Source organism: Pseudomonas sp. ICMP22404, from assembly GCF_006227205.1.
In the GTDB taxonomy this organism is placed as follows: domain Bacteria; phylum Pseudomonadota; class Gammaproteobacteria; order Pseudomonadales; family Pseudomonadaceae; genus Aquipseudomonas.
Genome location: NZ_VCNG01000007.1, coordinates 164,044 through 188,507, shown reverse-complemented (window position 1 = coordinate 188,507; position 24,464 = coordinate 164,044). Strand labels below are relative to the sequence as shown.

20 protein-coding genes and 1 tRNA gene are annotated in these 24,464 nt (G+C 53.7%); 9 read left to right on the top strand and 12 right to left on the bottom strand.

From position 1 onward, the window contains the following. Positions 1–63: 63 nt before the first annotated feature. Genes yajC through queA form a run of 3 tightly spaced genes read right to left on the bottom strand, consistent with a single transcriptional unit; the run spans position 64 to position 2,622 of the window. Positions 64–399, bottom strand: a complete 336-nt coding sequence (gene yajC / locus FGE05_RS14590) for a preprotein translocase subunit YajC (protein WP_024777037.1) — start codon at positions 397–399, stop codon at positions 64–66. Between the two features lie 43 nt (positions 400–442). Beyond that, a complete protein-coding gene (gene tgt, locus FGE05_RS14585; protein ID WP_162843649.1) occupies positions 443–1,558 on the bottom strand; it encodes a tRNA guanosine(34) transglycosylase Tgt in 1,116 nt (371 codons plus the stop codon). A gap of 14 nt (positions 1,559–1,572) precedes the next feature. Further along, on the bottom strand, positions 1,573–2,622 hold the full coding sequence (gene queA / locus FGE05_RS14580; protein WP_053192626.1) for a tRNA preQ1(34) S-adenosylmethionine ribosyltransferase-isomerase QueA: 1,050 nt from the start codon (positions 2,620–2,622) through the stop codon (positions 1,573–1,575). 108 nt (positions 2,623–2,730) lie between these two features. On the opposite strand from queA, the gene FGE05_RS14575 reads away from it, so the two are divergent. The 5 genes from FGE05_RS14575 (at position 2,731) to FGE05_RS14555 (ending at position 6,008) form a co-directional block, all read left to right on the top strand. After that, positions 2,731–2,815, top strand: a tRNA-Leu gene (locus tag FGE05_RS14575). A 320-nt stretch (positions 2,816–3,135) separates the two neighbouring features. Then, the gene (locus FGE05_RS14570; protein WP_139645964.1) at positions 3,136–3,465 is read left to right on the top strand and encodes a hypothetical protein; all 330 of its coding nucleotides are present in this window, start codon (positions 3,136–3,138) and stop codon (positions 3,463–3,465) included. Between the two features lie 107 nt (positions 3,466–3,572). Further along, entirely contained in the window at positions 3,573–3,860 is a 288-nt protein-coding gene (locus FGE05_RS14565; RefSeq protein WP_139645962.1) for a barstar family protein, read from the top strand. A gap of 126 nt (positions 3,861–3,986) precedes the next feature. Continuing rightward, positions 3,987–4,631, top strand: a complete 645-nt coding sequence (locus FGE05_RS14560; protein ID WP_257225653.1) for a DUF3885 domain-containing protein — start codon at positions 3,987–3,989, stop codon at positions 4,629–4,631. Positions 4,632–4,649: 18 nt separating this feature from the next. Beyond that, a complete protein-coding gene (locus tag FGE05_RS14555; RefSeq protein WP_139645959.1) occupies positions 4,650–6,008 on the top strand; it encodes a hypothetical protein in 1,359 nt (452 codons plus the stop codon). A gap of 202 nt (positions 6,009–6,210) precedes the next feature. On the opposite strand, the gene FGE05_RS14550 is transcribed toward FGE05_RS14555, so the two are convergent. From FGE05_RS14550 to FGE05_RS14520, 7 genes are all read right to left on the bottom strand, one after another. Continuing rightward, complete coding sequence (locus FGE05_RS14550; protein ID WP_139645958.1) at positions 6,211–8,082, bottom strand: hypothetical protein; 1,872 nt, start codon at positions 8,080–8,082, stop codon at positions 6,211–6,213. Further along, complete coding sequence (locus FGE05_RS14545) at positions 8,079–13,952, bottom strand: hypothetical protein (RefSeq protein WP_139645957.1); 5,874 nt, start codon at positions 13,950–13,952, stop codon at positions 8,079–8,081. Before FGE05_RS14545 ends, FGE05_RS14550 begins: the two co-directional genes overlap by 4 nt. Before the next feature lie 451 nt (positions 13,953–14,403). Next, positions 14,404–14,769, bottom strand: coding sequence for a DUF6124 family protein (locus tag FGE05_RS14540; RefSeq protein ID WP_139645956.1), 366 nt, complete (start codon positions 14,767–14,769; stop codon positions 14,404–14,406). Positions 14,770–15,074: 305 nt separating this feature from the next. Then, entirely contained in the window at positions 15,075–15,662 is a 588-nt protein-coding gene (locus tag FGE05_RS14535) for a hypothetical protein (RefSeq protein ID WP_139645955.1), read from the bottom strand. A gap of 53 nt (positions 15,663–15,715) precedes the next feature. Next, positions 15,716–16,411 carry a hypothetical protein gene (locus FGE05_RS14530; RefSeq protein ID WP_139645954.1) on the bottom strand — a complete coding sequence of 232 codons (696 nt, stop codon included), beginning with the start codon at positions 16,409–16,411 and terminating at the stop codon, positions 15,716–15,718. Between the two features lie 134 nt (positions 16,412–16,545). After that, complete coding sequence (locus tag FGE05_RS14525) at positions 16,546–17,031, bottom strand: DUF3592 domain-containing protein (protein ID WP_176563012.1); 486 nt, start codon at positions 17,029–17,031, stop codon at positions 16,546–16,548. A gap of 198 nt (positions 17,032–17,229) precedes the next feature. After that, the gene (locus tag FGE05_RS14520; protein WP_139645952.1) at positions 17,230–17,796 is read right to left on the bottom strand and encodes a helix-turn-helix domain-containing protein; all 567 of its coding nucleotides are present in this window, start codon (positions 17,794–17,796) and stop codon (positions 17,230–17,232) included. 150 nt (positions 17,797–17,946) lie between these two features. Between FGE05_RS14520 and FGE05_RS14515 the strand changes: the two genes are divergently transcribed. From FGE05_RS14515 to FGE05_RS14505, 3 genes are all read left to right on the top strand, one after another. Beyond that, a complete protein-coding gene (locus FGE05_RS14515; RefSeq protein ID WP_024777027.1) occupies positions 17,947–18,729 on the top strand; it encodes an aldolase in 783 nt (260 codons plus the stop codon). A gap of 19 nt (positions 18,730–18,748) precedes the next feature. Beyond that, positions 18,749–19,633, top strand: coding sequence for a dihydrodipicolinate synthase family protein (locus FGE05_RS14510; protein ID WP_139645950.1), 885 nt, complete (start codon positions 18,749–18,751; stop codon positions 19,631–19,633). Positions 19,634–19,728: 95 nt separating this feature from the next. Then, entirely contained in the window at positions 19,729–19,998 is a 270-nt protein-coding gene (locus tag FGE05_RS14505) for a Rho-binding antiterminator (RefSeq protein ID WP_139645948.1), read from the top strand. Between the two features lie 177 nt (positions 19,999–20,175). Here FGE05_RS14505 and FGE05_RS14500 read toward each other — a convergent pair whose 3' ends face one another. After that, positions 20,176–20,610, bottom strand: a complete 435-nt coding sequence (locus FGE05_RS14500; protein ID WP_139645946.1) for a hypothetical protein — start codon at positions 20,608–20,610, stop codon at positions 20,176–20,178. A 409-nt stretch (positions 20,611–21,019) separates the two neighbouring features. On the opposite strand from FGE05_RS14500, the gene FGE05_RS14495 reads away from it, so the two are divergent. Further along, entirely contained in the window at positions 21,020–22,105 is a 1,086-nt protein-coding gene (locus FGE05_RS14495) for a sensor domain-containing diguanylate cyclase (protein WP_139645944.1), read from the top strand. On the opposite strand, the gene FGE05_RS14490 is transcribed toward FGE05_RS14495, so the two are convergent. Continuing rightward, complete coding sequence (locus FGE05_RS14490) at positions 22,089–24,464, bottom strand: TonB-dependent receptor (protein WP_139645941.1); 2,376 nt, start codon at positions 24,462–24,464, stop codon at positions 22,089–22,091. The two genes, FGE05_RS14495 and FGE05_RS14490, sit on opposite strands and share 17 nt — an antisense overlap.

Here is a 24,464-nt window from a genome sequence, read left to right as displayed (position 1 = left end):
CGCCGCCCGCTTATGACGCGGGGCGCCTTGCGCGCCCCGTCGATTGAAGAGATGTTTGAAACCTTAGATCGCTTTCAGCGTGCCTTTTGGCAGCGTGGCCGCGATAGCGCCCTTCTGGAACTTCATTTCAACGGTGTCGGACACTTCCAGCACCACGAAATCGTCGGCCACTTTGGTGATCTTGCCGGCGATACCGCCAGTGGTCACCACTTCGTCGCCCTTCTGCAGGCTACCAAGCAGGTTCTTCTGCTCTTTGGCGCGCTTGGCCTGTGGACGCCAGATCATCAGGTAGAAGATGACCAGGAAGCCGACCAGGAAAATCCACTCGAAACCGCCACCCATAGGCGCGGCTGCGGGAGCAGCGGCATCAGCCATGGCGTTAGAGATAAAAAAGCTCATTTAGCACTCCAGTTGCAAGTATTGAATCTTAGGATCGGAAAACTCAGTCCAAGGGCGGCACAGGCAACCCGCGCTTGGCATAGAAGGCCTCGACGAAGGCGGCCAATGTACCCTGTTGAATAGCCTCGCGCAAACCAGCCATAAGCACCTGGTAATGGCGCAAATTGTGGATCGTATTCAGCATGCTACCGAGCATTTCGCCGCACTTGTCCAAATGGTGCAGATAAGCGCGGGAGAAGTTCTTGCACGTGTAGCAGTCGCAGGTCGGATCCAGCGGCGAATCATCATGGCGATGAAACGCGTTACGGATCTTCAGCACGCCCGTGTCGATGAACAGATGCCCATTGCGGGCATTACGGGTTGGCATCACGCAATCGAACATGTCCACCCCGCGGCGCACACCCTCAACCAGATCTTCCGGTTTGCCAACGCCCATAAGGTAACGAGGTTTGTCAGCAGGCATCTGGCCCGGCAGGTAATCCAGCACTTTGATCATTTCGTGCTTGGGTTCGCCCACCGACAGGCCGCCAATGGCCAGGCCGTCGAAACCGATCTTGTCCAGGCCTTCGAGGGAGCGCATGCGCAGGTCCTGGTGCATGCCGCCCTGGACGATACCGAACAGCGCCGCCGTGTTGTCGCCATGGGCGTTCTTGGAGCGCTGGGCCCAGCGCAACGACAGCTCCATGGACACCCGCGCGACGTCTTCATCGGCCGGGTACGGGGTGCATTCGTCGAAGATCATCACGATGTCCGAGCCCAGGTCGCGCTGGACCTGCATCGACTCTTCCGGGCCCATGAACACCTTGGAACCATCCACCGGCGAGGCGAAGGTCACGCCCTCCTCCTTGATCTTGCGCATGGCGCCCAGGCTGAACACCTGGAAACCGCCGGAGTCGGTCAGGATCGGGCCTTTCCACTGCATGAAATCGTGCAAGTCGCCGTGGGCCTTGATCACTTCCATGCCCGGACGCAGCCACAGGTGGAAGGTGTTGCCCAGGATGATCTCCGCGCCGATGGCCTCGATATCCCGTGGCAGCATGCCCTTGACCGTGCCGTAGGTGCCTACCGGCATGAACGCCGGGGTTTCCACCGTACCGCGGGGGAAGGTCAGGCGACCGCGACGTGCCTTGCCATCGGTGGCCAGCAACTCGAAGGACATGCGACAGGTGCGACTCATACTGTTTCCTCGGGCCCGCGTGGCGCGGGGTTACGGGTGATGAACATCGCATCACCGTAGCTGAAAAAGCGGTAACCATGCTCGACGGCGGCCTTGTAGGCGGCCATGGCTTCGGGATAACCGGCGAACGCCGAAACCAGCATCAACAGCGTGGATTCGGGCAAATGGAAATTGGTGACCAGGGCATCGACCACATGAAACGGCCGGCCCGGGTAGATGAAGATATCGGTGTCGCCGCTGAACGGCTTGAGCACGCCATCGCGGGCAGCGCTTTCCAGGGACCGCACGCTGGTGGTCCCCACCGCCACCACCCGCCCGCCGCGAGCGCGACAGGCCGCCACGGCATCGACCACGTCCTGGCTCACTTCCAGCCATTCGCTGTGCATGTGGTGGTCTTCGATACGCTCCACCCGCACCGGCTGGAACGTACCAGCGCCGACGTGCAGCGTCACGAACGTGGTCTCGACGCCCTTGGCGGCAATCGCCTCCAGCAACGGCTGATCGAAATGCAGCCCCGCCGTCGGCGCCGCCACCGCCCCCAGGCGCTCGGCGTACACGGTCTGGTAGCGCTCGCGGTCCGAACCTTCGTCCGGGCGGTCTATATAAGGAGGCAACGGCATGTGCCCGACACGGTCGAGCAGCGGCAACACCTCTTCGGCAAACGCCAGCTCGAACAATGCATCATGCCGCGCCACCATCACCGCCTCGCCGCCACCGTCGATCAAGATCGACGACCCCGGCTTGGGCGACTTGCTGGAGCGCACATGGGCCAGCACCCGGTGACTGTCCAGCACCCGCTCCACCAGAATCTCCAGCTTGCCGCCGGAGGCCTTCTGGCCAAACAACCGCGCGGGAATGACGCGAGTATTGTTGAACACCATCAAATCACCCGGGCGCAAATGCTCAAGCAAATCAGTGAATTGACGGTGAGCCATGGCACCGCTGACCCCATCCAGGGTCAACAGTCGACTGGCGCGACGCTCGGCCAGAGGGTGGCGAGCGATCAGCGAATCCGGGAGTTCGAAGGTAAAGTCAGCAACACGCATGATGGGGTTCGTCTAGCAGGGCCGGAAAGTCTAGCGGAAATATCAAAAATTCACCATGAAACGTGATTGACCAACGGTAGGCACCTCTCTATACTTCGCCGCCATTGAGCCCTGATGGCGGAATTGGTAGACGCGGCGGATTCAAAATCCGTTTTCGAAAGGAGTGGGAGTTCGAGTCTCCCTCGGGGCACCATCTTAAAGAAAGACCTTGAAATTCAAGGTCTTTTTTTTCGTCTGCAGGAAAGTGGACTTGCCGTGATCCCACCCATCACCCAATCCATTGTGGCGAGGGGATTCATCCCCGCTGGGCCGCAAAGCGGCCCCAACCACCAAACCTCTGGCAAGGAAGAATCTGTGGCCAGTAGGAACCTGTGGCGAGGGAGCTTGCTCCCGCTTGAGCGCAAAGCGCTCACAAAAATGTCATTGCGGCGCCCAAAGATTGACCCCGTCGCGGCTCTCGGCACCTAAACCGTTAACTCCACCCTCACTCCCGGCTACAAAGGATTTCACCCCATGGAATTGCTGCTGGAAACCGTCGCCCTTTATTGCCTCAAGCTGGTTTATGAAGCAGAGGACCATAGCCCGATTCTGCGGGATGATCCGTTGATGGCGGATTATGAGCGGGAGGTATTTGGGTTGATGGTGCGCAAGGGAGATATCGAAGGAATTCGGGAAAAGGTGGAACATTGCCTGGAGCTGGCCCTGCAAGCGCTTGGCGGTGGTGATACGGTGCTGGGGCGGGAGCTGAATCGACTGGCGGCGGATTTCAGTGCTGCGCCGTCGATGGAACAGTTTGATGCTCCGCTCATGGCGCTTACGGGTTATCTGAAAGACATTCAGTGAGCGAGATGCCGAAGCAGAACGACACCGATCGTTCCCACGCTCCGAGTGGTAACGCATCCCGCGACGCTCCGCGTTGCAGATTGAACAACGCTATTTAGGTTCGGACGATGACCCGCCCACAGCTCGTGCAGATAGACCTAAACGGAGTGATGAATGCCAAGGAACTGCATTCCACTTTGAGCGATGCGCTCGGATTTCCGGGCTGGTACGGCTGTAACTGGGATGCCTTCTGGGACGCAATTACAGGATTGGTGGAAATGCCCGTGCACCTGAGAATTTCCGGGTGGGATGTGTTGTGCAGGCGTTTGCCGAAAGATGCTGAGCTTATGCAACGGTGCCTTGAAGACTTGAGCCTTGAGCATCCATCGCTCGCGCCAAATGTGGAGTTCGACTGACTGCAAGAACGCTTCGACGGCTAGCGGTGCGGCACTCAAGGTCATCGACCCACTATCCGAGGCGCCGTAACATCCCATCGCATTATCTAAACCATGGAAACGGTTGAAGAGTTGCCAAGGACACACGTGAACCTACAAATCGAAATCGAGCGGATCTTTGGCTGCAACACATTCGCCAGACCACTGTTCTATTCCTATCCCGGCGGCTTGCGCTTTGAACTCTCCGAGCCCGGCGGAGTGATTGATCAGTTTCTAACCGCGCTCCGCAAAGCGACAAGAATCTGTAATGACATTTTCCGTGGTGAAGACGAGCTCGTCGTCTGCCTGCGCGCTTACTCTAACGGAAGTCATTTCATCCACAGGCCAGAGCTTCGCGCGTTGCGATCAGCCGGGATACCCATTCCCTCTATGCGTTCAATCTGGCGCGAGGATATAGCCGCTGACGAGTGGTATAGCGAAGATCAACCAGAGTATTGGATTAACGTTGCTTTCAAACTCCCCATCTCCCGCCTTGAAACGTTGCTTTGGGGAGCCTTGGCCAAAGACCTTGCTCCGATCCAGCCGCAATTCAACTGCGTTTTGTATCTATTCAACCTGCCGCAACGCGTAATGGTCTTCCCCTATGACGACAGAGGCATGGATGTCGTTGGGCCTAACGGGACGCTGCTCAGGCAGCTGTACTGTCAGCATCAAAAGTATTTACTGGATTACGACCGAGCAGAGATGGATAGCACGTTTGCGGCGGTCACGCCTTCTCCGCCCTTTGGCTGAAGAATTGAAGGACTCAAATTGATATCGTTTTCGATAGAGGGGTTCCTCTACCCTTACGTAAAATTTCTCCACGGCGCAGCCTACAATCTGCACCAGATCCTGGAAGGCCTCGGCGTCGTATCTTCGACTTTCACCGGGCGTAACGACGCCGGGCAAATCACCGGAACTTACTGGTCGCCCGATGAAGCAGTGCTAATGTTCACGCTCGGCTACCTGGTGATGCGGTCACTGCTGCTGATTCCCTTGCTGGCATCAGCGGCCTATACAGTGGGCAAGAAGCGAGGCGTGCTCATCTTCTTCGTACTCTTGCTCCTACCGGGTGCGTTGAACTGCCTGGGCTTTCTCCCAAACATCAATTACTTGCCCATCCGTTACAGCATCAATGGCGTCGGGAAACTGGGCAGCGAAGTCGGGCTGATTCCCCTGTTGATGCTTTGCGCCCTCGCCGGATGGGGTGCCATGGTTCTTATTTATGACAACCTCAACCTCACCGAACGCTTCCGCCAAATATACGATCACTTCTGGTTTCCGCTGGCATTGGTCGCAGCAGTGTTTTTCGTGGCGGACAACGGCGCCAATGAAGACGCTGCATTGCTGAAGGAGGCGACAGCGAGCATTCAGGACGCCAGCGCCTTCCTGCTGAGCCAGATCAAGCGCTACGATGATTACTGCAGAGCTAATGGTCTGGATAGCCTGAAGTCATGCCGGTGGAGCAGCGTTTCACAGTGGACCTTTACCTACATCAAGGAAGGTGAAGCCAACTACTTCATAGATTTCGCACCGAACGAGTCCAAAGGGTTTTACGCCGCGACAAGAAGAACCATAAGCGACGAGGATGTGATCGCCATCCGCAAAGAAATCAACGACTACAACCAGCGGTTGTGCCCCGTGAAATACTTTTCTAATGGCATGTCACGCTCATCGCCACTCTCCAGCACCTGCGAATACGTTCCCCGTGGCTATTGCTCGGTCAATCCTGATGGTCCGCCGGGACTCGTAGACAAAAACATCAGCAGTCATACCGTAGCCTTAGCCAGCGAATGCATCATTCCCTGGCTCGCCGGTGCCAAGCCTTCCTTGAAGCAGTTGTCGGCGCTAGTCAGCCAACATGACAAAGCCAAGAATCAGCGTTGGCTGTACTTCCTTGCTGTCGCCGTAGCGGTCGGCGCAAAAGTGGCATTGGCGACTACCAAGCTGTGTTTGATTGATGCACGGCCTGTGGCTGATAGGCGTCGAATTCTTAGGGGGGCACGGCATCGTCTGGGTCAGTGCCTTCGTGTACTGAAGTGCCTGCTGGTCGGTTCAGGCCAATTTGCATGGGTCGCTGCGACACGCGTATCCAAGCTGCTTAAACGAGGAAAAGCACGGGGAGACTAATACTCTACCGCTAGACATACCGAGCGCCGGGCGTTTATGCCAAGCCAATCTAGGTAACAAAGGAGACGGACCAGCTCAACCATAGCCATGGAAAATAAATCCGTCCCCTTTTTTCACGGGGGTTATCAGACTAGCGACTTTCCTCCAGCTAGACTTTCTCCTAACGTGTCCGTCTTTTTTCGAGTACGAGTACCAGCTATTCCTACGCTCTGGAAATCGCCTTCAAGGAATTTATCGCGCTAGACAGAAGAGTTTGCGCAGGCGGTAAAATAACGTTTTTTGGGCTCTCCCCATACAGCTTGGCGAGTTTGCTCAACATAGAACTACATAGTTCTGAATAGTTGATCCAATCATTTGAGCTTACAAAAGAGGTACTATGCACTTGCCGCTTTCGGAGCTCGTACGATTTCAAAAATTTTTGCATTTCGTCAAAACCGGATACCAATCTTAGCTCCGGTGGCAATTTCGCTTCGCGAGAAGAGCTTATATATATCAGCTCTGCAAAACCCAAAACAGCATTATTGGCGGGCGCGCGAAAAGGAATTTTGGCAAATTCTGAAATCTGCTTAACTTCCTCATCAGATAATTTTTCTGCCTTCCAAAAACAAAGATCCAATTTATCTCTAGCATAAACTTGCAGCATCGACTCAGGATGAGTAATAACGGACTGTAGGGCTTGGAATGCAGGCATATCTTTAGCTGTTTCTAGACGCAAATATAACAGCTGCCAGAACGCTAACGAACCTCTGACCGCAATCTCACCACATACGTACTGCTCAAAACGAAGATTATTATCTACTCTGGACCTTAAGAAATAATCACACATCAATTCAGCCAAGGGCAACCAGCGCACTAGTGACTCAATACAGCTACCAAAACCGAGTCGTGATTGCTGATCCAGTAATTGTAGCTCTGTGATTAAGTCCCTAGCGTGGCGCCAATCCTCATCATTCCCAAAAATATTATCTAAAATTTTGCACGCGGAGGTTATTTTCCTCATTAAAGCCCACGCAGGGGCATCCACCCCGTCAGCGCCCTCATAGAGGCCTATAAGCTCTATCGCTTTATTATAATTACGACTATTAATAAGCTCATCTAACGACGATACCGCAGGATTATCGACCACTGACGAGAGTCTCGCCAAACACTCCCAACCCAACATTTTGAAAATTAAGGAGCCATCCCTACCTAGAATCAAACCTCCCCAGTCATGACTAAGTAACGTCGCTGCATCTTTGCTATCAAGCTTATTAGCAACTGACCTCGCAACAAGCTTCTTGTAAGTATGACTGTCCGAGGAAGCGTCAAGCCAGTCAATGAGGCGCTCACATAACTCCCTTGCTCGGCTCCTAATGTAAGGCTCGAGCCCCCCCCGATTCATACGAGTTAAGTCCTCGACCAGATCGTTAACTATTTCAGCTAACCCACCAGTAATGCGCTGAACATCCAGCGCAAATTCAGCATTAACCCCGTGCTCAACAAGCACAGCGGCAACTTCATGTTCATTTAAGCCCTTGAGGCACTTGCTGCGGTGCCCTTGCCCCCAGTCGGAGGCGAGAAAAGGTGATTTAGTTTTATTCGCCAACTCCCATCGTTCGCGAAGAATTGGAAGCGAAATAGGCAACTCCACTACAGTCTTAAGTCCCATATCGTGCTCTAGATTCCTCAGTACCGTCCCGATACTTTCACCAAGATTCTCAAGAGCCTCATGAAACCTATGAATTATAATAATAGGAATTTTATTGCGTTCTTTTACTGCAATAGTAGCTGCATTTAAGAGGGTAACGGGATCACTTTCTGAAAAATTTATAGACTCAACCACACCCCACTTTTGCGCAACCTTATGAGCAAAGACTATCTCACTACGAAAGTCCTCCGTATCCATCTTTGCGATGCATAACGAGTGGAGACTAGAACCTATATAAGAATAGATAACCTCATCGTGAGAGAGGTGCTTAAAAAAATGGCGCGATGCGCACATCGGAGGCGAAACCACAATGTAGTTGCTCCGCTTTTTCAGCCAAGATTCAACTATTTCCTTGCACAACATAATATGCGTTCCGGGGAGCTTCATTGTTTGGTTCCTTCCAATACGTTTGCCGATATCGCGCTTAACTCATGATCAACCAACGCCCAGTGTCGAGCTGAAGAATTTCTTAAGGATTCGCCCAGAATTGGGATTGCAAAGAAGAGTTCCTGTGAGGATTCGGACGCAGCGAGCTTAAGAAGACCCAGTTTTAGGCAAATCTCAATTCCTCGTTCAATCATTTCTTTTGGAAGTCGATAATGTTGGGAAAGCTTGCTTTCCTTCGAACTTACTCGACCTCTCAACACCCTATGTCCGCTTATAGGGCTATGCAGATCTGCAACAGCATAAAGTACAGCTCTAACCAATACGCCGTCGCTGTTTCGCTCAAGCGTTACCGTTGTTCTTAGATCATCCGCGCCTGGGTCTCCCCCCATATCATCGAGCTTAGATATACCGGTATTCTTTGACAAAAGCGCCCGAAGTCCTGCGTTCACATCAGAAACAAGAATGTGTGATTGAGTTGCTACTGCATAAGTAGCTCCAGCTACGAGCTTCATGTAGTAAGGAATGCCTGAGCACACCCAAACTAGATGCTCTAGACTTTCCCTAGAGATCACATGACGATAACGGATTTGCCCTGGTTCAATAATCTGTCTACTGCTAACTTCTTGCTGTTTCGTGCGAGTCGAAAACGGCGATAGCTCTAGGTGCTCAATACTATTAAAAAAAGGCGATTCGGGATTACTGATGAAGACCTCTCTGGCGGCCGAAGAGCCTGCAAAGACAATGCCAATATCCCTGCGCTCTGCGATAAAATGACGTATCTGCCAAAGAATATCAGTCGCTAATTTCTTTCTACTACCGCCCTCAAAAAACATTGCAGCAAAGCGGTCAATTTCGTCGATGAGAAATATAACCCGATTGCCCTGTGGACCGTGCTCCATCAGCAAATCCGACAACTGTCCGATAAACGTTCCAGCATCAGCATCAAAGGAAAGGCCTTTACCCATCGCGTCAAAATCACTAAATAGGTCGCGCAGTTCTTTGTTTGCGAGAATGCTGCAAAGGCGCTTCCATATCCACTTATTGAAGTCGATTCCCGTCAGAAAACTTTCGTCAATCGTAAGGTAGATGACGAAATTATCTCGGCCAACTTTATGGGAAAATGAGTCTAAGATCCTGTACAGCATTGAGGTCTTTCCAGACCTGCGGGGACTCGATATCCAGAGGCTTCGAACTACTTTACTGTTGAATAGGGCTTTCTCGATTTTTTGTTCATCCGCCGCCCTAGGTACGTAATCCTCATAGCGCATCTGTTGCTCAGGGAAGCTGTCAAATGCATCGTCAATAAAGTCGGGCGCTAAAGGCTCAAATATTTCACGCCCAGCTATTTTAAATTCAAGGACTTGACTAAATTTAGCGCGACTACCAGTAATTGACGTAGATTCGCAATCTACCTCGATCCGAAACTGTTCTGCATTTTCATCAAGCTGTTCAAACTCAACAGGACGAGATGCCTCGAAAAAAAATGGTCCTATCAACTCTAGCCTTAAGTCACCGCCCTTGAATCTAATCGGAGCTGTAGGACTCAAAAGAATGCTTATTAGATCTGGGCAATCCACTTTCCGAGGGATGATATTTAGAATACCCCGTAAAACGCCCCCACTAACGAATTCAACATTGCCCGCCATAGACAACTGCGCTTGATTCTCTGTATGAATTGGCGCTTGCCTCATAACCATCTCAACAAATAGCTGGAATGGTTTAGCTTGGATACTTTTACGCAGGTCTACAAAGCCTTGCAGCAGCTCATGTTTACCATCGACAAGCGCTCTGTTGGCGATGTCAGCAAGCGCCAGCGATCTTCTTCGCTCCATATCAATTGGAGAATAAGACAAGCAAGCAGCAGTGACCGCTGGACAGTGTAGTCGCCAGGCAATATTCATAAATGCTGCACGAGCTTCTGCTTGTCGCGCGTCGCCTGAGAAATAATCCCAAAGGGATCGCATCACAACGCTATCACCGTTACCTTTTACAGTGAACGCAGCAGTAAACTCCGCTGAAAACTGCGATATCAAATCAACAGCGCTAGAGACAGATTGGATCCTTTCGGCCAAGGTCGCCTTGCTATCTGCCCTATCCCCTTCCGAAACTTCCTCAAGCAGCCGTATAACAAATTCGCAAGCGATTTCGCCGATCATACCCTTCATATTTTTCGACGGAGTAATTGCCTTAGCTACAGAGGAGTTTTTTACGGTATTGATGAGATAGAGGCATGCCGAATACTCGGCAACGTTGAAAGAAAGTCGATCATGGAGAATTTGACTGACACTCCAATCAGTCAATGATTCAAGCCAGTTAGCCGAGTGTTCGGTATGACCTCCAAGAACTCCTCTGAGCGCGTCAGAGCTAACTTCGAGCCATTGTTTGGATTCAATCAGACTTGAAATCGATTCATCGGGATACTTAACAACACTTTTTCCACCAGATAATAGCTTCGCTTTGTTAACCAAATGATCGAGACCAGCATTAAATCTTTCATCAGCAGAGGTATTACGCTCTTTACTCGGAGCACTGACTTTTTCAGTTAGCTCAGGTGCTGATGGCAGAATCTCTGCGTCCAGCTCTAACTTCGTGTCCAGTCCTTTGGATTCGAAAACGGATAATATTGTGTCGACACAGCTCTCACCTAAAGAACCTAAGTCCTTCCACATTTCGGCCGTATCAATCAATGCGAGCACTAGACTCGAATGTTCATCCAAACATTTCTTGTCGACAACAATATTATGTAAAAAAGTCAGCGTCAGAAGTTTTAACTTTCTTCCATAAGATGGTAATAATGTTTTGATCCTATTGAGCTCAAGTGAAAGCGGATCAACGGCTTGTTGAAAATAATACGCGAGAAGTTCTGAAGTTTGGGCATCAGGGTAGGGAAGCCTAGTATCTAACTCTATGATACAACTTTCAACCGCGCCAAGCACTCCCTCATCCAAATTGCGAACCAATGACAACTTGCTGATTTTCTCAACATGAGATCGACGGGGCTTGATCTCCTCCAAGATTACGTTTAACTTCCCTCTCAGCACCGACGCACTATCATTAATACTTGCTATTCCGCCTAAAGCTTTAATTTTCGAAGTCAAATCGTTACGTTCTCTCGACTCGAGAACCTCACTTTCCTCCAACGAAAGATATTGATCAACTTCTACCAGTTCTCGTTCGAGTTTTTTCCACTTATGAGCAATTAACAATTCCTGCGCGCGATCTAAACTGTTTACGAGCTCATGATTCAGCGCACCCAAAGCGTCAACACGTTTTTTTAAGGAATTGATTTTTGATTGCTGGACGACCTCAAGCTCTTCAAGATCCTTCTCTACAATCCTTTCGATACTCGGAAGGACCTCTTCATCGGATTCACTTGTAAGCGCAGAAAAAGCCTCAAACATTTGCCGTTCAGCGTAGATCTTACTCAGCTGTGAGTGAGTATTAAACCCAGCCTCCGATATAATAATATCAGCTACAATATCACTGTGAATTACACTTTTATGTTCAAGCCTTTTCGAGAAAGCACGAGGAAAAAATGCACTGACATCATCACTTTCATAAATAGCATCTAGAGCACCATCTAGGTTTTTCTCAAAACACGCATGCTGAAAGCAATCCCTTTTCTCGTGCAACTGGAGAAGCCATGCTTTTAACATTGCAACGTCTGAATCGGGAGACTCGAGAACCTTACATATCTTATTCAATAAGCCTTCGTGTTTTGGCTTTTCACTATATGCAGCTTTTGAGATTGAGATCAGATAGAGTCCCACCCAATCATTAATTTCGAAAATCTTTATACCAACCTGATTACGAATAAACTTATCGTACTCGGAGCGCTTCTTTAAATGCTCGGGAATCTCTTGCTTCCATCCTGCCAAGTGATTCTCGATTTCAAAATCGTCAATGAATTTTTTATACTCCATAACAAATTCCGATAGCCCACGCTTTTCAGCGACCTCGTATAAAGGTGCAAAAAGTTCACTATAAGCCAGATTCCAGATATGAGCATAAGTATTACTTCCACCTTTACGATGCTGTTCCAATATAGAAAACAGCCTGTTGCGCATTTCGAACTCGACACTCGAACTGCTCTGCTTCTCACCATTTCTTATTACAGCCTTCGCTACATACTGCGTTAAGAACCGAACATCAACTTCAGAACCATACTCAACGGTACATATGTAGAGCGCAGCGAAAAACTCATCAAAAAGAGTTAATGGGTTGCTCACAACATCGTGTAGTGGATAGGCACTCCAATAAGAGTAACGATCGATATTATTTACGCCACCGCTATTTAAGTAGGCCTGAAGCTGAGCTAAAGCCATCACTGGCACGCACTTTTCGTTTTGCTTAGCAACTTCTTCTTTCTGGCCTAATGTCAACCACGCTGCTACGGAAATAATACCCGATACAGTAGCGCCCTCCTGATCCCTCAATGAGGAAACTATTAATCCAACAAACTCTCCACTTAGAAGTCCGAACTCCTTACGAACGCAGATTCCCAGAATGTTGTTTATGAATTTCTTCTGGATTAAATAAAGCCCAAGCTTCCGCCAAACATTAACGAGTGAATCATCCAGCAGAGGATTCCAATCTATATTTTTATAGTTCTCTTCGACAGCCTTAAAAAGCTCCTGCTCTGACCGTATCCCGCTCTCGATATTTTCTGCGAACCGCACTAGTCTATCCAGGATTTCATCGGTGGATAGCATAGCGTTCCAATCTCTTTTATATAACACAAGCTCCTTTATTGCGCAGGCGCTTTTACTCAAAATCTGATCGATTTTTTCCTTCCGTTGCGCAATTTCTTTTTCGTGATTTTCAACCGCGACCGCCCACTCACTGAACCCACTCAAACTAATTAGCTTTGGTATAAATAAATTATCCGTTAGCTCCAATGCTTCATACCCGTTCTTCAACGGATCTTTAAGCATCGATACTATATTGTTCTGCTTCTGCTCAACTATCTCCAGCAATCCATGTGCTGACTCCACAGCTTCATGCATCCCCTCCAATACCGACTTCATGTTATTGGAGACTAACAACGCACTAGATTTCTGCGCTATCCCCTCACTGAAGACACGTAATTTGCTAACAGCATCACGAACTTCAAGAAGATCAGAGCTTAGCTCAAGATGATAAGGATGGACGTATACATTTACTGTTTCTGTTTGTTTTGCTTTCGTAGCGCCGTTAAAAACCGGATCATTTAAAGCGGGAACATCAGTTGATACGATTTTCTGCTTTTGCTTCTCTGAAGGTAGTTCCCAATTACCAGCGTCTAAAAGCTCTAATATCTCGGCCTCCTTCTCTTCGATCAATCTTGAGCGAAGTGCTGCTTCAAGATTCTGAAGAGAACTTTCCTCAGGGGTTTCCAACAAGTGGAGCTGACAAGACTCGAACATACTCCAAGCAAATAACGCTGCGGTGACCTTATCCACTGACGGCGCGCACATTTGTTCTGTAAGCACACCGATATTTTCTAATACAGGAAAAACTCGCTTATTTTCTTTTGCTCTCTTCTCGTAAAAAGATGCCAACTCGGGTGCATCGAAGTGCAGTTTTTTATGCTTCTGCGTAATGTAAACAAAAACCAACCTATCAAAGGTTGGAAAGCCTGACTTCCTTGCAAACTCCCAGAACTTTCTAAATTCCGACCAAAAGACAAGCTTACTTAAACGAACATATGTATCTTCTCTGGGGTTAAGCTTTACACCCGTAAAACCTTCTATTATTGCCCGTATATGACTAGATGACTTAGGCCAAACATTGCAAATTCTTTTAAGAAGCGCAACATCAATCTCACCAGGCTTGCTTTCAAAAACTTTCGGCAAGCTCACTAAATTTAATGACTGAGAATTCTTACTCATGGAACTTCCCTTTCCCCTAGCTCGAGAGATTTAGGTTAAATTAGACTCTACAAAACCATTCAAAACACCAAAATTTGTAGTCGATAAGTGTCACTAATCGATATTTTGAGAATGACTGTATCCGATTCATTTCAGCAGAGGAAGCAAAGGATGGCCTCATAATGGCGTTTTGCCTCAAAGAATTGGTCTTGCCGGTGATTTTGTCAATCCGCTTCCGTTCGAGCGCCTTTCGGCTCACGGGGCGCGACGTGCTAAGGAGGGGCGCTTATAAAGGAAAGAGGTTAAAGCCTATGAAGCAGCCAACAGCTTTTTCTATCCCTGCTTGTATCCCTATTTCTTCAAGAGCTCTCACAGCTCTGATTCATAAGGCGTAATAGGGTCTCCCTCGGGCACAAAAAAGGCCTTGCCAAGCAAGACCTTTTTCCAACCTGGGCGGCGCAGCTCCTCCGCCCTACCTCACCTCAACAATATCCAACGCTCGATTCGCCAACAGCTCACTCACCTCAATCACCTGCAAAATCCCCAACGCAACACGCCGTCTTGACCCATCCAAATCAAACGCCAAATCACTGATCATGGCATTCGCCGAAGCCAGGTTCTCACTGAGATTCGCAAGCAAACACTCAGAATCAACTCCCGGATCAATCCGAAAAATGGAGTCCGACTTGTCAGACGTTTCGCCCTTAGGCTTGGGTTTCAGGTAGTAATCCAACGCGCGGGTGGCCGCGTCGTCGAGCTTTTTGTTGCGGGCAGACTGGGCACGGGATGTGGGTTCGTCCGTATCTGTAACTGGAGGGTTCGGTGTAATTTTGACCATGGTCTTAACTCTCTGGTTGAGGCCACGACCCGCTCGCTGCTAAACGAAGTGGGAGGCGGCTGTACGCAGGTTAGCAGACCGACGAGTTAAGAAATCGGCGCGCCCGAGGACGCCCTGCGCACAGCCACCATCAAGTGCAGGAATGGGATTCCCGTCTGATGACGCGTTGTGCGACTTAACTCGGCGAGCTGCTAAACCCGATCACTGACCATCAATGACAGGTCCAAACTACCGACACCACCCCAGGCGCACAAGCCGGCGGATTCTGGCGTAGTTGTAGGCAAAGGCGCAAGGCGATGTGAGCTCTAGGGCGCGACCTGACGGCGGGTGGTCACGATGAATGGCCTGCCGTCCAGGGCTCTTTGTTCCAGAACAATCCTGTTCTTCTCCACCTCCTTGATGCGCGCCTGCCCCGATGCCCCTGCCGGGTAGATATCACTGAGGTTGGGCATGCTAGAGCCGACAAACTGCGCCACCGTCAAAGGCGAGATCTCTTTGCCGTCCACCCTATACGTCTTGGGCAACGTCTTCATTTGCTCCAATGTGAACGAAAGGTACTCGCTATCCGCATTCCAGCTACCCGCGCCGTTAACACTGTACTCGAACCGATAGGGTTTCGAAGGCTCTGTTCCAACCAGCGCGATCACGCCGTTCAGATTGTAATGGTTGTTGGCGAAGTACTCGGTCATGCCCTTGAACTCGAACTGAACACCGCCATCGAGATAGCTGAACTCCTCGGTCCAACGTCCAATGAAATGGCTTTTGTAGTAGTCAGCCCTCATGTCGTCCAACCAGGTTGAGATGGCGGGGAACCCCGCCATCAAGCCAACAATTGCTACAAGAGCAGCCCAGCTTTTTACCGAGTACTGCTTAAGTGTCGAGACAGTGGTCATTAATAGCTCCTAATCCATGAGGAGGCGTGCAGCACTCCGGTTCGTCTGTGCAGTTACTGCTTCAGGTCTTCTATCAGCTTGCCGACTGCCAGATCAGATACGCGGGAAAACGCTGCACGCAGTGCTTCGGGATCGGTGGCGTACTGCTCAGGGGTGTAGGCGAGGGTGTTGCTTTCGTTGAAGGGCGAGATGGTATTGAAGTTGCGCCAAACCGATGTGCCGCTACGTTTCATGGAGCCGTTGACGCCGATAACCGGGTAAAGCACGGAGCTGTAGTTTTTCAGACTCAGTCCCCACTGCGAGACCATGATTTCAACGTCGGCATCCGCTTTCTCGCCTTCCGCCACGAGGGTGAACATACCTTCTTGCTTAATGCGCTTCTCGAAGCTTTCACGCACCAGTTTTCCCAGATCGATACCGTGGGCCTGCATGTTGTTCAGAATCACTTGAGAGATATCTGCCGTCGCGCCATCGGCCGTCTTGGTGCCCATGACCGAACCAGCGCCCGTCAATGCGCTCGTGCCAGCGCTCGATGCGCCAGCCGCCATGCCAGTCGCTGCGCCTGCCCCGGCACCCAGGCCTGCCCCCCAAGCCTGGGTCATGCTCGTGTACTTGAAGTTTTCCACCGCAAAGTACACAGGAAGGATTTTGATGGTTTTGATCTGGTGGCGGTCTTCAACACTCAAAGACTTGGTGACACACCCGGAAAGCAGGCTGACCGAGAGCAACGCGAGAAACAGATTTTTCATTGATAGGAATACCGATGGCATGAATGACGTGTCGCCTGAGCGAAGGGACCTTTGAGTTCCAAAACGTCTCTCTGACCGCTCCGGTTTTCTCTCAGGATAAAAAGGGGTTCGGGTAGCCATGACCGACAACCGTTCTAGTAGAAGCGGTCTTCCTGCTTCATGCCATAAATGCGCCCGAACGTTCTGAAGGAGATCCACAGGAACAACAGCGTCAGCAATACCCCGCCCGCCATAACGATAAAGCTGGCGCGGTTGGTGTGCAGCTCGGTGGCGATGCTGCTGATTTGGGGTAACCAGCGAGAGTAAAGCAGTGAAATTTCTTCACCTACTTTGTACTGGTAATGTTCGCTGTAGCGCTGGTCAAAGTATTCGTCTTCATGAACCTGTTGATCACTGTCGACATACCGGTAATGAATGATGACGCCGTTGGGATTCATCGGGATGCCTTCCAGATGCGTCACCGTGCCTTTCGCTTCGACAGGGGTCCACCGAATGGCGCCATAAATGGTCCCTGAGTGTTTTGCCAGTGAGGCTAGAAACAACAGCAAGATGCAAGCAATGGTCAGCAGGACGATGCGGTTATAGAGATGATCTTTTTCAGCTTCACGTGGGTAAAACATGCTCCGGTCCCTCGGGGATAAATTCTTGCGCATCCTATCGGCGTTCGATCCAACAAATTGAATTTCTCCAGTGATTTTCCCTTGCTCCTGGAGCATCTGTCGGGCTTTACAGGGCTGCTGCACAGCCCAGCGGGAGCAAGCGCCCTCGCCACCGGTTGATGGTTGTCCTTACCTGAGCTGCATGACGATCAGTTGCCTCTACGCGTTCTCATCTTTTTCGGCCGCCTCATCGCTATGCACCACCACCAACAACTGCGCCTGAACATCCCCCACCGAACGCAACCGATGGGGCTTCTGCGCATTGAAATGCAAGGCGTCGCCGCGATTCAGCAGCACGCGCTCGTTCATGAAATCCACTTCCACCTGCCCCTCATGCACGAATAGAAACTCCTCCCCCGTGTGTTCCTTGAACGCGTGGTGCGCGGTGAATTCGGTCGCGGGGTAGAGGATGAAGGGCAGCAGGCTGCGCTCGGAGACCTGATGGGCCAGGACCGCGTATTCAGAGCTGCCGCTGCTCGACGCCAGCGAGCGCCGGTCTTCACTGCGCACCAGGCTGTAGCTGTCGAGGGAGACGTTCTCCTCTGAGAACAATTCTTCGACATTCACGTTCAGCGCCTTGGCGAGCTTGAGCGCGGTGGCGATGGAGGGCGTGCTCAGCCCGCGTTCCACCTTGGACAGGTAGCTCTTGGTCATCCCGGTTTTTTCGGCCAGGACGTCCAGTGTCATGCCGAGTTTTTTCCTGAGCAATTTCAAGCGAATGGACATAGGTAACCAACATTTCCTGGGAAACGGACAATCAAAGGTTGCAAATGACACTTTGTGTCATATAGTATTTTTTGTGTCATTAGCACCTTCCTTTCACAGCTTCCATGACGCGGATCAAGAACGGTCAAAGAACGAATCAGGAGAACGGATATGAGCAAGACACTGGCGACGCCCAAGGACCAGTTGGTCCAGCACGCTGTTAACCAGATGCAAAAATCACTGCCGGATAATACGTGGACTGTACGACAAAAGCTGGCCCTGACCTGCCGCATCCTGTTCGAAAACGGTCACGACTCGGGCCTGGCCGGGCAGATCACTGCGCGCGGGCCGCAGCCGGGCACCTACTACACCCAGCAATTGGGCCTGGGCTTCGACGAAATCACCGCCGGCAATCTGCTGCTGATCAATGAAGACCTGGAGGTGCTGGAGGGCCACGGCATTCCCAACCCGGCCAACCGCTTTCATACCTGGGTCTACCGCGCCCGGCCGGATGTGAACTGCATCATCCACACCCACCCGACCCATATCGCCGCGCTGTCGATGCTGGAGGTGCCGCTGCAGATTTCCCACATGGACCTCTGCCCGCTCTACGAAGACTGCGCTTTTCTGGAGGGCTGGCCGGGTGTGCCGGTGGGCAATGAGGAAGGCGAATTGATCGCCGGTGCCCTGGGCGACAAGCGCGCCATCCTGCTTTCCCACCACGGCCAGTTGTCCACCGGTGCCACCGTGGAAGAAGCCTGCAACATCGCCCAACTGATCGAACGCGCCGCGAAGCTGCAACTGCTGGCCATGGCCGCCGGCGAGGTGAAGCCGATCCTGCCTCACCTGGGTCGCGAAGCCCATGACTGGATCGCCCGCCCCAAGCGTCACGCCGCCGCCTTCAACTACTACGCCCGGCAGAACCTGCGCCAACACGCCGATTGCCTGAACTGAACCCATTAGGAGCCACGCCATGTCTACCAATATCCACGGCATCATCGGTTACACCATCACGCCCTTCTCCGCCGACGGCCAAGGCTTGGACCTGGACGCACTGGGCCAGTCCATCGACCGCCTGATCGACAGCGGCGTCCACGCCATCGCGCCTTTGGGCAGCACCGGCGAGGGCGCTTACCTGAGCGATGCGGAGTGGGATCAGGTCAGCGAGTTCAGCATTGCCCGCGTCGCCGGCCGGGTGCCGACGGTGGTCAGCGTGTCGGACCTGACCACCGCCAAAGCGGTACGCCGTGCACGTTTCGCCCAGGCGAAAGGGGCCGATGCAGTAATGGTGTTGCCGGCCGCTTACTGGAAACTGAGCGAGGCGGAAATCCTGGCCCACTACCAGGCCATCGGCGCCAGCATCGACCTGCCCATCATGCTGTACAACAACCCGGCCACCAGCGGCATCGACATGTCTGTGGAGCTGATCTTGCGGATTTTCAACGCGGTGGCGAACGTCACCATGGTCAAGGAGAGCACCGGCGACATCCAGCGCATGCACAAGCTGCAGTTGTTGGGCGAGGGCCAGGTGCCGTTCTACAACGGTTGCAACCCACTGGCCCTGGAAGCCTTCGCGGCCGGCGCCAAGGGCTGGTGCACCGCAGCGCCGAACCTGATCCCGCAGCTCAACCTCGACCTGTATGACGCCGTGCTGGCCAACGACCTGAGCCGGGCCCGGGCGCTGTTCTATCGTCAACTGCCGCTGCTGGACTTCATCCTCAAGGGCGGCTTGCCGGCCACCATCAAGGCCGGTCTATGCAGCCTGGGCCTGGAGGTGGGCGATCCACGCTTGCCAGTGTTCCCACTCGACGAGGCGCGCATTAGCCAACTGCAGACGATGCTGAATCAACTGCGCTGAATCACGCTGGGCCCTTGCGACCGACAGGTGGGCCATCCTGTTCGGTCGCTGTTGTCCTAATGGGTGAGCACCGCTATGACCATCGAGGCAATGAGATGAACACCTATCGCCCCTTGAACTGCGACTTGCATGACTATCTGGAGATCGCCTGCCTGTACGGCTACACGCTGGACATCGAACTGACTGACGACCAACGCCTGACAGCCCGCGCGATCACCACGCGTACCGCTCGCACGCGGGAGGAGTTTCTCGACGTTGAAACCGCGGAGGGTCGCCGGGAGATTCGTCTGGATCACTTGTTGGCGATTACGCCGCGGGATGAGCACGCCCAGTTTGGCCGGGTTGTGCTGGCGGTGGGTGGCTAAGCATCAAGCTTGTTAAGCGCCACCAGATGCAAGGTTGGTTTGGGGCCGCTGCGCAGCCCCAGCGGGGCGGTGCGACGATTCGCTAAATCTCCTCGCCACAGATTGAGGAGACTTATTGGGTACCGGGTTGTAGCAGGCTGCCAAGTGCTGTCTCCTGATGCTGCTGTGTTTACACCATTACTCCACATACCTCACATCAAACGACCCTCTGACAATTTGACCTTCCGTATCAGCGAAAGAATAGACCCCTCTGAAAAACCTGAAGAATCTGCCGAACTCTATAGTGATCGTCCCGGTGCTGACCGAATGATGCTTCCCCTCCTCGTCGATGAAGATCCACCGTATAGAGGGGCCATCGAAATCACCAGGATATTGAAACGTTTGTGTGTCACCACCCGCTTGAGCGGCCGGGAAACCGATAAAAATCGCGGCGTCGTCCTTTTTTCCTCGCTTCCACGCTTTCAGCCCTCCTTGCAGAAATCCGCCACTGGCGTTGTTGCCATCGCTATTGAACAACGTCGCATTGACCTCTGTAAAAGTTACCGAAGATGGCGTATTGACGATAATCGTTCCTACCATGCGGGCATCTGATTTTTTATTGTCGGTTTTCATGTTTGAACCCTCAGTGCTGTGACTCAAGGCGCCAATAAGACAGCGCAAAGGGATATAAGCATCAGATATACCCATCGACTACTGTCAGAAGTAACAGCTAACAAGATCGTTTTAATGAGTTGGTTGCGAGTGATCTGTAAAAAACGCAATAACCGTGGGAGCAAAGCTTGCTCGCGATGGCGGTAGTCAATCGGCAATAACGGCCTGCCGCCATCGCGAGCAAGCTTTGCTCCCACAGGTTTTGCAGCGTTTGATCCTGCTGTTTCTTTTGGCCGCCCGGCAAAAATCTTTCGCTTTATCCCCTCCCGCAAAGTTCCCATCCGCTCCAGCAAAGTCGCCGCGCCCTCTCCCCCTCGATAATGCCCGCTTCGCTTGCAGTCCCCTTACCCGCCAACACCGTGTAAACCCCATGAACCTACGTGCCTTCATCCGTTGTTATTGCCTCAAGTCCAGGTTCGCCATGAGTGCGCTGGTCCGGCTTCACCGGGCGCTTTCTTTCATGGCCGGTTATCTGGCGCGGTTGGGCTTCGATTCCGAGCGGTGGCCGGTGCCTCGTGATGAGGATGCCGCGGACAGGCAGGCCAATGCCATTTGCCCGGAGCTGGCCGCGACTGTGTTCAGCCATGCGCGGGAAGGGGCGATGCTGGTCGACCCCTTCGGGCGGGTCATCGGTGTGAACGAGGCGTTCACGCGCCTGACCGGTTATGGGGAGGACGAGGTCAGGGGCCGGGACTTGAATTCCCATCGCATGGTGCGGCGGCTCGCGGCGTTTTATGCGCCGATGAAGAACGCGCTGGATTTCCATGGGCACTGGTCCGGGGAAATCCAAAGCAGCCACAAGGACGGCCGGGAGATGACGTCGCGCGTCAGCATCAGTGCCGTGCATGACCGCCACGGCAATGTTCAACATTACGTGGTGCTGCTTAGCGACATGACTCAGATGAAGCAACGCCTGCAGTTGCTGGAACGGGACGCCCGGTATGACGCGCTCACGCAATTGCCCAATCGATTGCTGCTGGCCGAACGGATGCGCCAGGCATTGGGCAAGGCGCGGATCCATCAGCAGAAGGTGGCGATTGCGTTTATCGACCTCGACGGTTTCAAGTCCCTGAACGACAGTTACGGGCATGACTGGGGCGATCGGGTGTTGCAGATCGTCGCGGCGCGGATCAACGCGACGCTGCGTGCGAGCGACACGCTGGCGCGGCTTGGCGGCGATGAGTTTATTGCCGGGTTGGTGGAGCTAGAGGAGGTGCAAGACAGCGAGCCGTTGCTCAAGCGCATGCTGCAAGCGGCCAGCGCGCCCATCCTGATCGGCGCCCAGACGGTGGAGATTTCCGCCAGTATCGGCGTGGCGTTTTTCCCCGAGCACGGTCAGGAGATCGACGCGCTGATCAGCAAGGCGGACCAGGCGATGTACCTGTCGAAAAAGGCCGGCGGCAACCGCCTGGCGTTTTGTCCGACCCGCTTCATTTCCCTCAATAACGGAGCCTGACGGTGGTGCCGACGGTTCTTTCGCTGCCGGTCATCACCCCGTAGTCACCGGCGCCGAGCAGCGAATAGACGGCGGTGACGTAGTGACGGTCGAACAGGTTGCGCACCCAGCCTTCCACTTCCCACCCGCGGTCCTGGCTGCGCAGCCCCAGGCGCAGATTGGTGAGGCCGTAGCTGGGCTGGTAGCTGCCTTCGCCGCCTTCGAGAGTGCCGGAGTATCCGGTCCGGAAGCTGTAGTCGACACCGCTGTAGGCTTCCAATCCATAAGGCAGCGGATGGGTATGCTCCAGGCCGCTGGTGAGACTCCATTCCGGCGCGTTGTAGAGCCGGTCGCCGCTGAGGTCGCAGGTCCACTGGCCCGAGGCCGGCGGGCACGGTGCGTTGGGAAAGCTGCGATAGCGCGCGTCGCTCCAGGCCAGACCCAGGCGTCCGGTAAGCCGGGGGGCCAACTGCCAGGCCGAGTCCAGTTCGATGCCACGCAGGCGCACCTTGCCGACGTTGATCAGGTTGTCCCGCAGCGGTGGCGCGAACACCGATGTCGACGGGCTGTAGGTGAGCGCCTGGTAATTGTCGACGTCGGTCTGGTAGACGGCGAGGTCGAGCAGCGCGCGCTCATCCCAGAACCGCGTCTTCATGCCCAGCTCCAACGACGTGGCGCGCTCCGGCTCGAAGGTGGGCGCGGCGAACGGGCCGACCACGTCGAAGTTGATGCCGCCAGCCTTGTAGCCGCGGGACCAACTGACGTAGCCCATCACGGCATCGCTGAAGCGGTAGCTGGCGCTGAGCAGGCCGGAGACGTTGTCTTCTTCAATCGAGTCCTGGCGGTAATAATCCCCCCCGAGGGCGATGTCCCGCAGCAATTGGCCGCCCGCCTGGAACGTCGGTGGCAGTCCGGCCAGCGAGGCGAGGTTGCTGACGTCGCGGGAGATCCAACCGTCCTTGCGCTCCTGGCTGTAGCGCAGGCCACCGGTCAGTTCGAGGGGGTCGACGGGGCGCCAGGACACCTGACCGAACACAGCTCGGCTGTCGCCCTTCTGCTCGCCGTCGTAACGTTGCCGGGCGCCGTCCAGCAGTTGGGGCGGCACCTGCCGCGGATCGGTGATGGTGATGCCGTAGAGCTTCTGCAATTGCTCCAGTTGGTCGCCGACGAACCAGGACGCGGCGTCCTTGCCGAATTCGACATCGATATCACGGTCAAGCTGCTGGTGCAGGTAATAGAGCCCGGCGACATAGTCGATGGACGAGCCGGCCGTGCCGGACAGGCGCCATTCCTGGCTGAACTGCCGGTGCCCCAACTCGGTCTCGGACTGAGCCACCGACAGCGCGGTACTGTCGCCGTCGCGGGTGGCGCGGTAGTCCCAGTCACGGTAGGCGGTGATGCTGGTCAAGCGCATCGCCTCGTCCAGGTCCCAGTTCAATTCCAGGGACACACCGTTCTGCAGGGTCTGCGGGTGCCCCGGTGCGTCGATACGCACTTCACGTTGGTAAGGGTCCGGCTCTGCCAGCGGATAGCCGACGAACTGGGCCCGCTTGCGCGTCTGCTGGCTGTAGTGGTTGACCAGAAGCACGTTGCCGGCCTCGTTTTGTCGGGCATGATCTGCGATCAGGCGCGCGCTGAAGTCCGCGTTCGGGGTCCACAGCAATTGCCCACGCAAGCCTTGGCTGTCGGCGTCACCAAGGCGGGCGCCGTCTTCCAGGTTTTCCACTTGTCCATCGACCGAGCGTTCGAAGACGTTCAGTCGCCCGGCCAGTACATCGTCGTGCAACGCCCCGGAAACCGTCCCGCGATATTCACGCAGACCGGGCTCGCCGTAGCTGGCCTCCAGGTTGGCCTCGGGCTGGAACGTCGGCTGACGGGTGATGATGTTCAGCGCGCCCGCGGTGGTGTTCTTGCCGAACAAGGTGCCCTGGGGCCCGCGCAGCACTTCGATGCGCTCGATGTCCATCAACTCGGTGAAGGCCATGCCCTGGCGCGCCTGGTAGACGCCATCGACGTAAGTGCCGACGCTGCCTTCCAGGCCATCGTTGTAGGCGGTCGCGCCGAAACCGCGCAGGCCGAAGCCGGCATAGCGGGCGTCATGCCCGGACACCACCAGCCCGGGCACGCGCTGCTGGATGTCTTGCAGCGTGTGCAGGCCGGCTTCGTCCAGTTGCTCGCCGTAGAGGACGTTGATCGGGATCGGCACCTGTTGCGGGTCTTCCTCGCGGCGGCGAGCGGTCACCTTGGTTTCCTCAAGGACCAGAGGAGCGGGTGATACGCCAGGCGTGGTCGGCAATGGCGTTTGTTCGGCATAGGCCGCCGTGCAGGGCAATGCCGTCAGGCTGCCGAGCAAGAGTAGCCGGTAACGCCGACCGAGCAC